Source organism: Tardiphaga sp. (assembly GCF_044340795.1).
In the GTDB taxonomy this organism is placed as follows: Bacteria; Pseudomonadota; Alphaproteobacteria; order Rhizobiales; family Xanthobacteraceae; genus Tardiphaga.
This window is the reverse complement of sequence record NZ_JBIISY010000142.1, coordinates 1-16,052: the sequence shown is the minus strand read 5'-3', so window position 1 is coordinate 16,052 and position 16,052 is coordinate 1. Positions and strand designations below refer to the sequence as shown.

The following is a 16,052-nucleotide window of genomic DNA, read 5'->3' as shown; positions in this document are numbered from 1 at the left end:
ACCGATGGCTCAGGCGCCAAGCTCTCCGGGGACAACAGCTACAGCATGACCTTTCCGAAGGATCAGCTGCCGCAGTCTTTCGCCAATTATTTCTGGTCGGTCATCGCCGTCGACACCGCGCATTTCCGCGTGCTGCCCAATCCGACGCAGCGCTATCTGCTCAATCGCGAGACCAGGCCGGACTACAACAACGACGGATCGCTGACGCTGCATTTCGCCGCCGAGAAACCGGCCGGCACGCCCGACGGCAACTGGCTGCCGACGCCGAAGGGCTCCATCTACCGCCTGACCTTCCGCTTCTACGGTCCCATCGACGGCGTCGCCAACGGCACCTACTTTCCGCCGCCGCTGGTCAAACGCTAGAGGACGAGCGCCATGAGCATCCGCCGCATCGCGCTGACCATCCTCGCAATGCTCGCCTGGGCCACCTCCGCGCATGCGCAGACCGATCCGCTGCCGTCATGGAACGAGACGCCGGCAAAGCAGGCCATCGTCGCCTTCGTCGCAAAGGTCACGCAGGCGGGCGGGTCCGACTTCGTGCCCCCGCCAGAACGGATCGCGGTGTTCGACATGGACGGCACCCTCGTACCGGAAAGGCCGATCCCGCTCGCGCTCATTCCGATCCTCGCCGACATCCGGGACGCCGTCGCCAGGACTCCTGATCTCGGCAACAGGCCCGCCGTCGCCGCATTGTTGAAAGGCGATCACGCCGGGCTTCACGCGCTCGGCGAACAGGGATTGAACGACCTCATCGCGGCAGTAACCGATGGCAAGACCACTGAACAGATCATCGCCAATGTCCGCTCTCTGATCGCGAACAGGCCGAACGAAATCTTCGGCGTGTCCTATGGGCGCGCCATCTATCGTCCGATGCAGGAACTGCTCGCCTATCTGCAGGCGAACGGTTTTACCAGTTGGATCTGCAGCGGCAGTCCCCTGCTCATCACGCGCGAACTCGCGCCGGAGATGTTCGGCATTCCGCCGGAGCGCGTGATGGGCAGCAACGTGCGGACCAGGCTCGACGAGCGCGACGGCAAGACCGTTCTCGTCTTCGCCGGTCATGTCGAACATCTCAACGATCAGGACGGCAAGCCCGTCACCATCAACCGGACCATCGGCGCGCGCCCGCTCTTCGTCGCCGGCAATGAAGGCGGCCGCGGCGACATCGCCATGATGCGCTGGTCGAAGGATCGCAGCGGGCCGAGCTTCCAGCTGCTGATCGACCACGACGATGCCGAGCGCGAATTCGCCTATGCGGAGCCCGACGATTTCTCGCTCAACGCCGCGCGCCGCTACGGCTTCCAGATCGTCAGCATCAAGCAGGACTGGAAGGTCGTGATCGGGAAATGAGGACGTGCGGTCGGATCGTATCGCTGGTCCAGGCAAATCAGACGTCGGGAAGACACCGGAAGGACGCTCACTATGAAACGCATCGGGATCGCTCTGCTCTCATCGCTGTGTCTCATTGCGATGAATGATGCCCTCCCCGCACAATCCTACGAATTCAGAGGCGGCTTTCCGACGGCGGAAACCGCACAACGCGTTCAGGACGAACAGGACGTCCAGCGGGCCATCCAGGCCTATCGCTTCTTCTATCCGACGGTCTCCATGGAGGCGACCTTCCAGGGCCAGCGGGACACCGGCGTCAAGGACAACGAAGCCGCGCTGATCCTGTCGGGCGGCCCGCGGCACACGCTGTTCACGGGCAATTCCGACACACCCTACATGGGGACAACCGTCAATCTCAAGCTGTTCGGTCCAACGGTGATCGAGCTGCCGCCAGGTCCCTATCTCGGAATCGTCAACGACCATCATTTCGGCTGGGTCGCGGATATCGGCCTGCCCGGTGAAGATGCGGGCAAAGGCGGCAAACATCTGATCCTGCCGCCGGACTTCAAGGGCGAGACTCCGAGCGGCTATTACACGGCGCGCTCGAAGACGAACTTCATCCTGATCGGCGCACGCGCATTGCCGCCAGATGGCGACATGACCGCCGGGCTGGAGGCCCAGCGCAAGATCAAGATCTATCCCCTGTCGAAAGCGATCAATCCTCCCGCCTATGACTTCGTCGATCGCACAAGCGAGAAGATCGACATCACATTGCTTCGCTGGGAAGACAACATCCAGTTCTGGGAGAAACTGCACAAGGTCGTTCAGGAAGAACCGCCGATTGAGGAATTCCGCCCGATGACCGGCATGCTGGCCATGCTGGGGATCGAGCAAGGCAAGCCGTTTGCTCCTGACAACAGGATGAAAGCAATCCTGGAACGTGCCGCCAGGATGGGACGCGATCAGATGCTGGTCGCCGGCTTCGCCAGCGCGCGTCCGGACCGCGTGGTCTGGCCGGATCGCAAATGGGAATATGCAACGCTGCGGTTTGAGAATGGCGGCTTCGAACTGCCGACAGGCATCGACCTCGAAGCGCGCGATCGCTGGTTTTCGCAGGCGGTCGGCATGTCGCCCAAGATGGTCCTGCGCACGCCCGGCGCCGGCTCGCTTTACTGGCTTGGCCTGCGAGACGGCACCGGCGCCTTCCTGGATGGAAGCAAGACATACAAACTGAGCGTGCCGCAGCCGGTGCCGCAAAAGCTGTTCTGGTCGATCACCGTCTACGACACCGCGACGCGCTCGCAGATTCAGACCGACCAGGACAAGGCCGCACTCCGCTCGCTGGTCGAGTTGAAAGATACGCCGAAAGCGGGAATGACCGACCTCTATTTTGGTCCGGCTCCGCCAGCAGGACAGCAAGGCCAGTGGATCAAGACCATCCCGGAAAAGGGATGGTTCGTCTATCTCCGTCTCTACGGGCCTGATGGCCCCGCCTTCGACGGCAGTTGGAAGCCCGGCGACTTCGAGGAAGTCAGATGACCGGCTACGACATCTTCGCCTGGATCGTTCTCGTCATCCTCGCCGCCAGCGCCATCGGCGTTTTCTGCATTGCCGGCTGGCTGCCCGGCCATATCGCAAGATCGCGCGGCCATCCCCATGCACAGGCGGTGTCGGTGGCAGGCTGGATCACGCTGATCTGCGGCTTCGCGCTATGGCCCGTCGCTTTCGTCTGGGCCTATCTCGATATCCCCGCACGCAGCGTGGAAGATGCGTGATGGGCGCGGCGCTGTTCAACTCCTATCTGGTGCTGCTGTTTCTGCTGGTGCATTTCGGGATCGTGCGCTTCAACCTGTTCTGGAAGGCATCCCCCTTCATCGTGATGGCGCTGATCCTGTTCGGCCTGCTGGTGCCGATGGGCTGGGGCGCACCGCAAGGCAGCGCACTGGTGGTGCGCAATGCCGTCGCGGTCGTGCCCGATGTGGCCGGCGAAGTGACCGAGGTCGCAGCAATGGCGAATACGCCGCTGAAGGCCGGCGATGTCCTGTTCCGGATCGATCCGACGCCTTATGCCGCGCAGGTGAAGACCATCGATGCGCAGTTTCAACTGGCGCGTACCCGCCTCGACCAGATGACGCGGCTCTATGAGCGCGATGCCGGGCGCGGCTTCGATGTCGAGCAACGGCAGTCGGAATTCGATCAGCTCAAGGGACAGCTTGAGTCCGCGCGGTGGAATCTCGACAAGACCACCGTCCGCGCGCCGGCCGATGGCTATGTCACCAATCTGGCCTTGCGCAAGGGGGCACGGGTGTCGAACCTGCCGCTGTCGCCGGTGATGGCCTTCATCGAGACATCCGCCACCATCATCGGCGTCGAGATCGACCAGATCGACGCACGCCATGTGCGGCCCGGCCAGGAGGTCGAGGCCACCTTCAAATTCGCGCCGGGGCAGATCTATCCCGGCAAGGTCGAGAGCGTGCTGCAGGCGATCGCGCCGGGCCAGACACAGATATCGGGCATCGCGGTCGCACCGAAATCGATTGTCGCCGCCCCCTTTGTCGTCCGCATCCGTCTCGACGATGCCGTCATCGCCGATCACCTGCCCGCCGGCAGCACCGGCACCGCCGCCATCTATACTGACCGCATGGTGCCGACCCACATGGTCCGCCGCGTCATCCTGCGGCAGGTCGCGATCCTGAACTACGTCAATCCGTTCTGATGAAGTGAGACCAGCCTGCATTGGGGAAATGCCATGAAACGCAAGTCAGTCTTGAGTGGTGCAGCAAGTATCGCGTTCATTTCGATCCTCGCCGGAGCGATCGATCCTGCGTCCGCCGATGAAGGTGGCCTCAGCTTCTGGCTTCCTGGCCAGTTTGGCAGTCTGGCTGCCACGCCGGTCACGCCGGGCTGGTCATGGGCCACCATCTACATTCACGCCGATGTCAGTTCCGGCGCAGGTCAACAGTTTCCGCGCGGCGGCCGCGTCGATGTCGGCATTGCCGGCCGCGGCGATCTCGTGGCCTATGGACCAACCTACGTCTTCGCGACGCCCGTGCTCGGCGCGCAGGCCTCGGTGAGCGTACTCGGCATCGCCGGCCGCAACATCGCTTCCGCGGATCTGTCCCTCACGGGTCCGCTCGGCAACACGATCGCGCTCAGTCGCTCGCAGGAGCTCACTTCCTATGGCGACGTGATCGCGCAGGTCGCGCTGAAATGGAACAAGGGCGTGCACAACTATATGGTCTATGGCATGGGCGACATTCCGATCGGCGATTATGATCCGAACCGGCTCGCCAATCTCGGCATCGGCCACGGCGCCATCGATTTCGGCGGCGGCTACACCTATTTCAATCCGCAGACCGGCAATGAATTCTCTGCGGTCGCCGGCATGACCTATAATTTCAAGAACACATCGACCCAGTACCAGAACGGCATCGACTTCCATCTCGACTGGGGCGCGTCGCATTTCGTGACCAAGCAGGTCCAGCTCGGCCTTGCCGGCTATTACTTCCAGCAGATCACCGATGACTTCGGCGCACCGGCATCGCTCGGTGGCTTCCGCTCGCGCGTCGCCGGCATCGGTCCGCAGATCGGCTTCCTGTTTCCGGTCGGCGACATGCAGGGTTATCTGAACATCAAGGGCTACAAGGAATTCGCCGCGGAAAACCGCCCCGAAGGGTTCAATACCTGGGTGACCTTCGCCATCTCGCCAAAGGCACCGGAGCATACGCCGCTGAAGCCGCTCTATCGGAAATAGTGAAGTGACGATCGTAGGATGGGTTGAGCGCAGGCGCGCAAGCGCCGTAGCGATACCCATCACCGCACCTGCTTGTGGTGATGGGTATCGCTACGCTCAACCCATCCTACGGCCGCTGCATTTTCTATTCAGCCCTTCAGCGAATAGCTCGTGCTGCGCCCGCCTGCTGCATCCTTCTGCAGGATGCCACGCGTCAGGAGATCATCGATGTCGCGCGACGCCGTCGCCTGCGAGACTTTTGTGAGCTTGGCCCATTTCGACGAGGTGAGCTTGCCCTCGAAACCATCGAGCAGGCGATTGACCACGAGGCGCTGCCGATCGCTGAGCGATGTGGTGCCATGCAGCTCCCAGAAGCGCGCCTTGCGGATCACATCGGCCAGCAGCGCGTCGGCGCCGTCGATGGCGCGGTCCAGGCAGCCGAGAAACCAGAGAAGCCATCCAGTGATATCGAGCGTCCCCTTCTGGGTGGCTTCCAGCATGTCGTAATAGGCGCTGCGCTCCAGGCGGATCTGCGCGGACATGCTGTAGAAGCGCTGCGCACTGTTTTCAGAGCGCGCGAGCGCCATGTCGGCGATGGCGCGCGCGATACGTCCGTTGCCGTCCTCGAACGGATGGATCGTCACGAACCAGAGATGAGCGACACCGGCCTTCAACACCGGATCGATCGTCGTTCCGGAGTCGAACCATGCAAGGAAGCGCTGCATCTCGTCGCTCAGCCGGTCGGCGGCCGGCGCCTCATAATGAATCCGCTCGTGCTCGGCCGGCCCGGACACGACTTGCATCGGGCCGGATTGCGCGGTGCGCCAGCCGCCGGTGACGATTTTGGTCATGCCGCTGCGGCCCGTCGGAAACAACGCAGCATGCCATCCGAACAGCCGCTCCGCGCTGAGCTCGGTCCGATATTGTCCGGTCGCATCGAGGATCATCTCGACGACGCCATCCACATGCCGGTCGGCCGGTGCCAGCGCGCCAATATCCACGCCCAACCGCCGCGCAAGTGAGCTTCGTACCTGATCGCGATCCAGCACTTCGCCTTCGATGGCGCCGGATTTGACGACATCTTCGGTGAGCGTCTGCAGGGACGCCTCGATCCGCAGATCGAAACCGAGCGCCTCCATCCGCCCGACCAGCCTGCCCTGCTTGTGACGCACGGCGGCAAGCTGCTCGGTCAGCCCCTCCAGGCGCCAGTGCAGCTCAGGCCATCCCTCGATGTCGTGAATATAGGGCATGTATTCTCGTCGATATTTGCGGAGAATATGCCGAAAATCCGGAACCTGCGCAATGCTATTCTATTCGCGAAATGACGAGATTAAGCTCTGCAATCTCATCACAGCCTCCGCGCTATTCCGACACCACGCTCGGCGCATGCTTCGCCGGCCCCGCCAGCGGGCGCTCTTCCATCAGCAAGAGAAAGAACGCTGCGAGCGCGAGCATCGCCGCGGCGGACTCGAAAACGTAGCGGAACGCGATGATCATATCCTCGCGCGCGATGGCCTGTGTCGCTTGCGCGTGCTCGCCATGAATCGTGAGATTTGGCCCGAGCGCCATCAGCAGCACCGTGGTGAAGGCGGCGACGGTGAAGGACGACACCAGCGCGCGGAAGAAGTTCATGGCGCCGGTGACAGTGCCGACCTGCGGACGCGGCACCGCGTTCTGGATCGAGACCAGGCTGACCGGAAAGATCATGCCGAGGCCGATGGCCAGAATGCCGAGCATGGTGAGCAGCTGCCAGAGCGGCAGCGGCGTCAGCAGAGCGATGGCGAGGCCCATGGCAGCCGCCACGGATGTGCCGAAGATCGCGATGCGCTTGTAGTGTACGGCCCGGGCCATGGTGCGCCCGGCGATGAGCGCGCCGAGCACGGACACCGCCGCGATCGGGATCAGCGCCATGCCGGCTTCGGCGGCCGTGAGGCCATAGACCACCTCGTAATAAAGAGGCAGGTGCACAGTGAGGCCGAGCATCGCGCCCATACAGCAGCCACCCGCGGCCATGGCAAACGGCACCACCCGCCCGCCGATCAAGGACAACGGCAGGAACGGCTGGTCCGTGCGCATCGCATGCCAGACGAAAGCGAGGCCGATGGCGACCGCGGAGCCGAGCAGCGCGATGATGGTCGGCGACAGCCACGAAAAGCGCGTGCCGCCCCAGGTCAGTGCCAGCATGAAGGCGACGGCCGAGACCATCAGCAGGACGCCGCCAAGCCAATCCACCCTGCGGCGGCGATGGAAGACCGGGATCTTCTTCATGTTCGGCAGCATCAACGCGAGCGCGCCGATGCCGAGCGGGATGTTGATCCAGAAGATCATCGACCAGTGCAGATGCTCGGCAAACACGCCGCCAAGGATGGGGCCGCCAATGCCGGCCGCGACCCAGACACTGCTGAAATAGGCCTGATACTGGCCGCGTTCCTTCGGTGAGACGACATCGGAAATGATGGTCTGCACGATCGGCAGAATGCCGCCGCCGCCGAGCCCCTGCAGGGCGCGGGCGATGATGAGCGTGATCATGTTCGGCGCCAGCGCGCACAGCACCGAGCCGACAAGAAACAACGCCATCGCCGCGATGATGGTGGCGCGGCGGCCATAGATGTCGCTCAGCGTGCCGAACACCGGCGCCACGGCCGTCGATGCCAAGAGATAGGCGGTGATCACCCAAGAGAGATTGGAGACATCGCCGAATTGCCGGCCGATGGTCGGCAGCGCGGAGGCGACGATGGTCTGGTCGAGCGCCGCGAGGAACATTGCGAGCAGCAGGCTGATCAGGATGGTGCGGATTTCAGCCTGGGTCAGCGGTGCCGGCGTCACCGGCGGCGGCGTGTGTTTGAGATCGATGGCTTCGGTGGGGATGCGCGAGAGCTCTTCGGCAATCTCGTCGGACAGAATTTCGTCGGGCACTTGCTGGTCGCGGGCGGAGCCGCGACGCTGGCGGTCGATCTTGTTCATGAACTCTTCGATGCAATGAAACCGCGCCGTCAGCGACGCAACATGCGCGCGCCGGAGCGTTGATAAAAATCTATGCTTCCGAAGCCGCGCGCGACAGTTGTTTCATTGCATGGGAGCATCCCGCCGCGGGCGGCCGCTCGCGAATGCGTGATCAGCCGCGGCTGAGTTCGGCCAGCCGGCGCCATTTCTGGTGGGCGTAACGGCGATTGTAATCGGCCACGTCCCATCCTGCGGCCCCATCGAGGAAGCCGGCGCGGAGGATGAAGGTCTTGATGAACGCCGCCCAGCCATGCAGCGGCGCCTGAATGGCGCCGGCGCGCTTGCCGCGGGAAAACATCTGCTGCGCGGCGGCGGCGGCGTAACGGACGATCTTGTCCTCGGCATCGGCGCGCGAGGTGATGCTGTCATGCTCGATGCGGAACGAGGCCGTGCGGACGGCGCCATCGATGATCACGCGCTCATGGACGAGATCATCGGAGAACCGCCCCTGCCCGCGCCGGAACAGCCGCGTCACATAATCCGGCGACCAGCCGCCGTGATTGATGACATGTCCGCAGAACCGCGAGCGCCGCGACATGCGCCAGGCCGGCGCATCCGCCGCCATCGCGGCCTGCAGCGGCTCGATCGCCGCAGGATCCAGCCACTCATCGGCATCGAGGGACAGCACCCACTCGCCACGGGCCTGCGCCAGCGCCCGCGCCTTTTGCGGACCAAAGCCGGGCCAGTCGGACGTCACGATAACCCTGGCGCCGAGGGCTTCCGCGATCTCGACGGTGCGATCGCTGCTGCCACTGTCGACGACGATGATCTCGTCCGCGCACGGCACCGAAGCCAGGCAGCGACCGATGCCTGCTTCCTCGTTCTTGGTGATGACAATGAGAGAAAGCCGCGGCGCCGATGTCATCTATGCCGGCCGCTTCTTCAATTTCGCCTTGCGCGGCAATTGCGCTGGCCAGGACACGATATGGTCCTCAAGCTCCTCATCCGGCACGGTTTCTTCTGATGCTTCCACCCGCCCGCGCACCGAGACGCCGGCCTCGTGGACAGTCTCGGAACTGCCGGAAATCAGCGGATGCCACCAGTACAGATCGCGCTTTTCAGCCGCCAGCTTGTAGCCGCAGCTATGGGGCAACCAGCTCAGCTCGCGGACATTCTCGGGCGTCAGGCGGACGCAGTCCGGCACTTGGTCGGAGCGATTTGGATAGTCCTTGCAGGCACATAGATTGGCATCGAGGAGCTTGCAGGAGATGTGGGTGTAATAGATCCGGCCGGTATCCTCGTCTTCCAGCTTATTCAGGCAGCAGCGCCCGCAGCCGTCGCACAGGCTCTCCCATTCGGCGTCGGACATCTCTTCCAACGTCTTGGTTTTCCAGAACATTCCCTCCTGACCGGAGAGACGTGGGGAGCGTGCGGTCATGCGGCTTGAATGAGTCCAAACGTGTGGGCGAAGCGCTCTTCTAGCGGCGTTAGCCCTGAGCAGCAATTGTGCTGCGCCGCCATTGGTTTATCGCCCTCGCTCGGGTAAAACTTTGACGAGTCTCCCGTGCCGCAACACTGCCGCCGGGATGCCGCAATGATTCCGCAACAGACGCTGGCTTTGCCCGTTCGGGCGAGGCTTTCGCTGCAACAAGACCAAGGCCCCAGGTGCCGAAGATCGACCCGTCGACGTGGATCACCAAAGTCCGGCATTTCCTGCTGGACCTCGACGCGCGCATCGATTCCGGCCTGTTTTCCTCCGGTCGCGGCACCCGCGAGCTGTGGGAGCGCTATTCCACTTTCATGGACCGGTTCCATGTGGGCAGCTGGAAGCGCTGGCTGTTCATCGAGCCGCTGTCGGAAGCCGCCACCCTCGGCCTCGGCGGCCTGGTGCTGATGCTCGCGCTCGCCCAGCCGGCGTTCCGCGAAACGTCTGACGAAGACTGGCTGAAGAAATCCGACCTCGCCGTCACCTTCCTCGACCGCTACGGCAACCCGATCGGCAGCCGCGGCATCAAGCATAACGACTCGATCCCGCTCGAAGATTTTCCGGACAACCTGATCAAGGCGACGCTGGCCACCGAAGACCGTCGCTTCTACGACCATTTCGGCATCGACATCGCCGGCACCGCGCGCGCGCTCGTCACCAATGCGCAGGCCGGCGGCGTGCGCCAGGGCGGCTCGTCGATTTCGCAGCAGCTGGCGAAGAACCTGTTCCTGACCAATGAGCGCACCATCGAGCGCAAGGTCAATGAGGCCTTCCTCGCGATCTGGCTCGAGACGCGCCTGACCAAGAACGAGATTCTGAAACTCTATCTCGACCGCGCCTATATGGGTGGCGGCACCTTCGGCGTCGACGGCGCCGCGCATTTCTATTTCAACAAATCCGCACGCGACGTGACGCTGGCGGAAGCCGCGATGCTGGCCGGCCTGTTCAAGGCGCCAACCAAATACGCGCCGCACATCAACCTGCCCGCCGCGCGCGCCCGCGCCAACCAGGTGCTCGACAACATGGTCGATGCCGGCTTCATGACCGAAGGCCAGGTATTCGGCGCCCGCCGCAATCCGGCCATCGCCGTCGATCGCCGCCAGGAAGTGTCGCCGAACTACTATCTCGACTGGGCTTTTGACGAGATGCGCCGCCTCGTCGATACATTTCCAAAGTCGTATGTCGAACGCGTGTTCGTGGTGCGCACCGCCATCGACATGAACGTGCAGCGGGCCGCAGAAGCGGCCGTCGAAAACCAGCTCCGCCAGTTCGGCCGCGACTATCACGCGACGCAGGCGGCGGCCGTGCTCGCCGATCTCGACGGCGGCATCCGCGCCATGGTGGGCGGCCGCGACTATGGCGCCAGCCAGTTCAACCGCGCGGTGGACGCGATGCGCCAGCCCGGTTCGTCGTTCAAGCCCTATGTCTACACGGCGGCGCTGCTGAATGGTTACACGCCGAAATCGGTGATCCTCGATGGCCCCGTCTGTATCGGCAACTGGTGCCCACAGAATTACGGTCATTCCTATTCGGGCAATGTCACGCTGACCCAGGCGATCACGCGCTCGATCAATGTGGTGCCGGTGAAGATCTCCATCGCGCTCGGCAAGGGCAGCCCGAAGGCCGGCCGCGCCAAGATCGTCGAGGTCGCGCGCAAATTCGGCATCAAGGCGCCGCTGCTCGACACGCCGTCGCTGCCCATCGGCTCCACGGAAGTCTCGGTGGTCGAGCACGCCACTGCCTATGTCACCTTCCCCAACAAGGGCCGCGCGGTGTCGCCGCATTCGGTGCTGGAAGTGCGCACCGGCGCCGGCGATCTGGTCTGGCGCTATGACCGCGACGGGCCGAAGCCGACCCAGGCGATCCCGGCTTCCGTCGCTGCCGACATGGCGGAGATGATGAGCCATGTGGTGAGCGAAGGCACCGCGCGTCGCGCCGCCATGGACGGCATTCCGACGGCAGGCAAGACCGGCACGACCAATGCGTATCGCGACGCCTGGTTTGCCGGCTACACCGGCAACTTCGCCGCCGCCGTCTGGTACGGCAATGACGACTACTCGCCGACCAACCGCATGACCGGCGGCTCGCTGCCGGCGCAGACCTGGCGCGACATCATGGTGGCCGCGCATCAGGGCATCGAGATCCGGGAATTGCCGGGCGTCGGCATGGGCACGAAGAATCCGGCAGCGGCGGCATCTGCCGCCATGGCGGCCAATGCACAGGACCAGAAGCCCGGCCCACCGCCGGTGCTGACACGGCGCGGTGCGGACATCCTGCTGCGCGTGGAGAAGATGCTCGACGATGCCGGCAAGTCGGTCGGTCGAACCTCGTCGACCGACGAGCCGGTGAAGCCGCGCGCGTCCTCTTTGATGCTCGCCTTCCCGGAAAACTATGCGGCGGCCGGCGATGCTTCCGCAAAGCCCGCCCCTGCTCCCACCCGCAAGAATTGACGTTGACGACATGACAGTGGTGGCGACGTGCGGCTGATCTTCCTCACGCTTCTGGCGCTCGCAATCGCAGCCGGCGTCGGCCTTGGCCTGACCTGGACGACGGCCACGCGGGGCGTCGAATTGGGCACGCTGACCATCGGCTCGTGGACCGCGCGGCCGCGCAGCGGTTCCAACGAGATCGATCCCTATGCCCGTGCCAGCATCGCGCGCTCCGGCGAATTGCCGATCGGTACCGGCGACGGCATCACCTTCACAGCCACGCGGGATGACAACAACAAGCTGCTCGATGGTCGCTGCGACGTGGTCATCAGCGGCGTGACGCCGCCTGCCCGCTTCTGGACGCTGACGCTCTACGACACCAAAGGCCGCCTCGTCGCCAACACGCTGGAGCGCTACGGCTTCACCAGCCAGGAAGTGGTGCGCAGCGCCGATGGCGCCTTCGAGATCCGTATCGCCGCACGATCCCGGGCCGGCAACTGGCTGCCGACCAGCGCCATCGATCGCTATGTGCTGGCGCTGCGGCTGTACGATACGCCGGTGGGCGTCGCCACGCGCAGCCAGAAGGATGCGCCGATGCCGGCCATCGCCACCGCGGGCTGCCCGTCATGATCCGGCTGCTGTTCACCATCATTGGCGGCGTGTTGCTCGGCGGCGTGGTGCATCTGGTCAGCGTGCTGGCGCTGCCGCGCATCGCCACCCAGGACGCCTATTCGCGGCTCGCAGCTGTCACCACGGAAAATGCAGTGACGCCGCTGGCGCAGACCAATCCCGCCAATGCGCTGCTGCCTTTCATGGATCCGGCCTTTGCGATGGCGGTGTGTCGCTACGATCTCTCGAAGGGACCGATCAAGCTGACGGTGCCGGTGAGCCAGTCCTACACCTCGGTGTCGTTCTACACCCGCAGCGACGTCGCCTATTACGCCATCAATGACCGCTCCGCCGGCCGCCGCGTCATCGAGCTCGATCTGATGACCGAGGCGCAGCATGAGGCGCTGCCGGAAGAAGAAGACGTCACCGCCGCCGACCGCCTGATCATCGATTCACCGACCACGACGGGCCTGATCGTATTGAAGGCGCTGGCCGCCGAGCCCGGTCTGATGCCCCAGGCGCAGGCCTCGCTGGCCGCCTCCAACTGCCGCGTGCAGACGGAGCCGCCTGCCGCGTCGACAAAGGGTAAGCGCTGATCTCGAGCCCGTGACCTTTTCCCGCATGGAAAACCTCTGACAACCGCCTCCGCGTAATCTGCCTGCCATCCGCCTGCGCGATGCTGCGTGTCGATGACATGACACGACGAATCGAGCGAAGCGGAACTGGCATGCCCCACGATCAGGCCACAGCGGAATCCACATCCTCCTATCTGCTCTCCTTCGTCTGGTGGCCGCTATTGTATTTCGGCGCGCTGGTCGGCTCGTGGTTTGCGTTCGCAAGCAGTGCCCCCATCATGTGGTTCAACGTCGTCTATGCCGCCCTGCTCGGCGCCATCTTCCTGCTCGAACGCGCAACGCCGCATCGGCCGGAATGGCTCGATCATGACGGCGAGACGCTGAATGATATCGGCCACACGCTCCTCACCAAGGGCGCGGCGCAACTCGCTGTCGCCGCGACCGCGATCGTTCCGATGGCTGTGGCAACTGTCACGCGTGCGGACGATCACGTCTCGCAGCTCTGGCCGACGCAATGGCCGCTGATCGCGCAAGTGGTGCTGGCGCTGGTGATCGCCGAGTTCGGCCTCTACTGGTCGCATCGTATCGCCCATGAAAACCTGTTCTTCTGGCGCTTTCACGCACTTCACCACAGCGTGGTGAGATTGTGGGTGGTGAATACCGGCCGCTTCCATGTGGTGGATTCGCTGATCAAGATGGTGCTGAGCCAGGCGCCGCTCTATCTGCTCGACGCACCGCTGCAGGTGTTCCTGTGGGTCGGCGCCGTCACGGCGATCACCGGCCTGCTCACCCATTGCAATGTGGAAACGCGAACCGCGCTGTTTGATCCCATCTTCGCAACGCCAAAGCTGCATCGCTGGCATCACTCGAAGACGCTGAAAGAGGGCAACAGCAATTACTGCGAGAACATCATGATCTGGGATCATGTGTTCGGCACCTATCTCAATCCGGACAAGGCCTCGCCCGACAGGCTCGGCATCAGCGGCAAAGTGGCGCCGGATTTTGTCGGCCAGATCATGCAGCCCTTTTCACGCAAGGGCGCGCGGGAGATTTTGGGAAAGCGGGTCGAACCGATCGAGGCGGCGGAGAAGCCTGAAGCTGTAGGGCGGATTAGCGAAGCGTAATCCGCCACGGAGTTTCCGCCATGAAGTCGGCCGGCGGATTACGGCTTCCGCCGTCGCGCTTCGAGCTAGGGCGGACAAGTCGGCTAATCCGCCCTACGACGACGGCTATCCACCAACGCGGAGCGCCCTGCCCGGCCGCACCGGCACCAGCGTGCCCGCCGCCGCATTGGCCTGCGATGCGAGTTCATTGATCAGCATATCGGCACTGGCCGCGGTGTTGTCCGGCGCGTGGATCACGAGACGTTCGAGCGCCCATTTGTAGGACGCAACACGGCGCTGCAGGCACTGCTCGACCCACTGCACGATCAGCGCGTTCTCATCCATGCGCGCATTGGCATCGCCACGCTCTTTGGGTTCGAGCGCCGACACCAGTTTGAGGCTCGCTGCGCGCTTGCGATCGAGTTCGGTGATCCGCCATGCCGTGGCATAGAAGCTCTCGAAGCGCAGGATGTCGTTGCGCACATCGTCCATCAGCACCGCATAGCGAGACGTATGGGAACGGTGCGGCTCGTCGATGAGCAACCTTCCATAAGCGGTGCGATCGAACACGACGTTCTGCCGCCATGGCGATTCGATCGGCTTGTAGTCGCCGAACACGCTCTTCCACAACGGACGCGAATGCGGCGGCTCGATCAACGGATAGGCCTGATCCCGCAATTGCCGTTCGATATCGGTGAGCTGGAAGTCGGATGACTTCAAGCCAACGCTACCGGTTGCTTCGACGCCAACCCAGCGATGCATGTCGTCCGTCACGGCGTTGTTGCGCGTTCGGCCAAAATCGCCACCCGCGCAGCCGCCAAGCGTCATGCCGCCCCACATGGCGCAGGCCAGAATCGGCGCCATGCGCCGAAGCCGTGGACGGTTCGGTGGACCTGTCATCGGCATGTTGTTTGTTCCGCGATCAGGATCGCGCGCGGCGCTTGCGACGACGGCTTGGCGCAGCACCTTCTCCCGGGCCGCGTCCGTTCTTGTCATCGACATGACGCTCGATGCGGATCACCGGAAGGATCAGAATTTGTGCAGATGCCTCGAGCGGTTGCGGGGCCACATCCACGCCCAGTCGTCGCGCTGCCGCATCCGCCGGGAACTTGATGATATCGCCCATGGTCTCCGCCTCTTGCGCCATCTCCATGCGGAGGCGCCATGGCATTAAGGAGATTTATGGTTAACGAGTCCTTAAAGACATTGCGCAGACTTTAACGACATCTCGCCGCATTCTTGTCTGAAAGTACCGGCGGGGAACAGATCGACGCCTCCCCGCATTCGACTCACCCGACAGACATGCAGGACGAAATCTGACGATGAGCGCAACACTGCAAAGCGTGGACGATCTTCACCTGTCTCCGAACTGGAAGGAACGGATGCGCTGCCCGCGTTGCGGTTCGCCGATCTCGGACATTCACGCCAAACCATCCTGCGTGAATTATCGCTGCGATTACTCCACCGAAGGCTTTCCCATGGTCGATGGCCAGCCGGTGCTGATCGATTTCGAAGCGAGCGTGTTCGATCGCACGATGTATCGCCGCGAGCACGGTTCGGTGCTCAACCGCGACACCACCGGCCGCTCGCTCGGTTCGCGCCTGCATCGATTCACATTTGGTGGAAATCCCGTCGCGGCCGACAATTGCGGCAAGTTCATCGCGATGTTGAAACGGGACAATCCGCGGCCGGTCGTACTCGTCGTCGGTGGCGCCACCATCGGCGCGGGCTCGCATGATCTCTACAACGATCCGGATATCGAGGTGGTTGGCAGCGACGTGTTCTCGTCGAACAATACGGTGCTGGTTGCCGACGCTCACCGCCTGCCCTTCCATGATGCGACCT

At 63.5% G+C, this 16,052-nt stretch carries 16 protein-coding genes and 1 pseudogene; 11 read left to right on the top strand and 6 right to left on the bottom strand.

Going from position 1 to position 16,052, the window contains the following annotated elements; genetic code table 11:
* From ACIQ17_RS20995 to ACIQ17_RS20970, 6 genes are all read left to right on the top strand, one after another.
* The coding region (locus ACIQ17_RS20995) for a DUF1214 domain-containing protein (RefSeq protein WP_398471023.1) at positions 1-363 on the top strand (363 nt) is incomplete at its 5' end.
* Positions 364-375: 12 nt separating this feature from the next.
* Positions 376-1,350 (top strand): HAD family hydrolase, encoded by a 975-nt coding sequence (locus ACIQ17_RS20990; RefSeq protein WP_398471022.1) that lies wholly within the window; start codon positions 376-378, stop codon positions 1,348-1,350.
* Between the two features lie 72 nt (positions 1,351-1,422).
* Positions 1,423-2,868 (top strand): DUF1254 domain-containing protein, encoded by a 1,446-nt coding sequence (locus ACIQ17_RS20985; protein WP_398471021.1) that lies wholly within the window; start codon positions 1,423-1,425, stop codon positions 2,866-2,868.
* Positions 2,865-3,104, top strand: coding sequence for a DUF3302 domain-containing protein (locus ACIQ17_RS20980; RefSeq protein WP_398471019.1), 240 nt, complete (start codon positions 2,865-2,867; stop codon positions 3,102-3,104). Before ACIQ17_RS20985 ends, ACIQ17_RS20980 begins: the two co-directional genes overlap by 4 nt.
* A complete protein-coding gene (locus ACIQ17_RS20975) occupies positions 3,104-4,045 on the top strand; it encodes an HlyD family secretion protein (protein WP_398471018.1) in 942 nt (313 codons plus the stop codon). The genes ACIQ17_RS20980 and ACIQ17_RS20975 overlap by 1 nt, the downstream gene beginning before the upstream one ends.
* A 33-nt stretch (positions 4,046-4,078) precedes the next feature.
* Positions 4,079-5,083, top strand: coding sequence for a transporter (locus ACIQ17_RS20970; RefSeq protein ID WP_398471017.1), 1,005 nt, complete (start codon positions 4,079-4,081; stop codon positions 5,081-5,083).
* A 128-nt stretch (positions 5,084-5,211) separates the two neighbouring features.
* Here ACIQ17_RS20970 and ACIQ17_RS20965 read toward each other — a convergent pair whose 3' ends face one another.
* The 4 genes from ACIQ17_RS20965 to ACIQ17_RS20950 form a co-directional block, all read right to left on the bottom strand.
* Positions 5,212-6,312 carry a Fic family protein gene (locus ACIQ17_RS20965; RefSeq protein ID WP_398471016.1) on the bottom strand — a complete coding sequence of 367 codons (1,101 nt, stop codon included), beginning with the start codon at positions 6,310-6,312 and terminating at the stop codon, positions 5,212-5,214.
* A 112-nt stretch (positions 6,313-6,424) separates the two neighbouring features.
* On the bottom strand, positions 6,425-8,026 hold the full coding sequence (locus tag ACIQ17_RS20960) for an MDR family MFS transporter (protein WP_398471015.1): 1,602 nt from the start codon (positions 8,024-8,026) through the stop codon (positions 6,425-6,427).
* A gap of 151 nt (positions 8,027-8,177) precedes the next feature.
* Entirely contained in the window at positions 8,178-8,930 is a 753-nt protein-coding gene (locus ACIQ17_RS20955) for a glycosyltransferase family 2 protein (RefSeq protein WP_398471013.1), read from the bottom strand.
* A complete protein-coding gene (locus tag ACIQ17_RS20950) occupies positions 8,931-9,443 on the bottom strand; it encodes a YcgN family cysteine cluster protein (protein WP_398471012.1) in 513 nt (170 codons plus the stop codon).
* A 227-nt stretch (positions 9,444-9,670) separates the two neighbouring features.
* On the opposite strand from ACIQ17_RS20950, the gene ACIQ17_RS20945 reads away from it, so the two are divergent.
* From ACIQ17_RS20945 to ACIQ17_RS20930, 4 genes are all read left to right on the top strand, one after another.
* Entirely contained in the window at positions 9,671-11,941 is a 2,271-nt protein-coding gene (locus ACIQ17_RS20945) for a transglycosylase domain-containing protein (protein WP_398471011.1), read from the top strand.
* A gap of 27 nt (positions 11,942-11,968) precedes the next feature.
* Positions 11,969-12,550 (top strand): DUF1214 domain-containing protein, encoded by a 582-nt coding sequence (locus tag ACIQ17_RS20940; protein ID WP_398471010.1) that lies wholly within the window; start codon positions 11,969-11,971, stop codon positions 12,548-12,550.
* On the top strand, positions 12,547-13,125 hold the full coding sequence (locus ACIQ17_RS20935) for a DUF1254 domain-containing protein (RefSeq protein ID WP_398471009.1): 579 nt from the start codon (positions 12,547-12,549) through the stop codon (positions 13,123-13,125). The genes ACIQ17_RS20940 and ACIQ17_RS20935 overlap by 4 nt, the downstream gene beginning before the upstream one ends.
* A gap of 131 nt (positions 13,126-13,256) precedes the next feature.
* A complete protein-coding gene (locus tag ACIQ17_RS20930) occupies positions 13,257-14,228 on the top strand; it encodes a sterol desaturase family protein (protein ID WP_398471008.1) in 972 nt (323 codons plus the stop codon).
* Between the two features lie 105 nt (positions 14,229-14,333).
* Here the strand turns inward: ACIQ17_RS20930 and ACIQ17_RS20925 are convergent, their stop codons facing one another.
* Complete coding sequence (locus ACIQ17_RS20925; RefSeq protein ID WP_398471007.1) at positions 14,334-15,071, bottom strand: hypothetical protein; 738 nt, start codon at positions 15,069-15,071, stop codon at positions 14,334-14,336.
* A 58-nt stretch (positions 15,072-15,129) separates the two neighbouring features.
* Complete coding sequence (locus ACIQ17_RS20920; protein WP_398471025.1) at positions 15,130-15,333, bottom strand: hypothetical protein; 204 nt, start codon at positions 15,331-15,333, stop codon at positions 15,130-15,132.
* A 196-nt stretch (positions 15,334-15,529) separates the two neighbouring features.
* On the opposite strand from ACIQ17_RS20920, the pseudogene ACIQ17_RS20915 reads away from it, so the two are divergent.
* Positions 15,530-16,052: pseudogene (locus ACIQ17_RS20915) on the top strand (hypothetical protein); the annotation flags it as partial.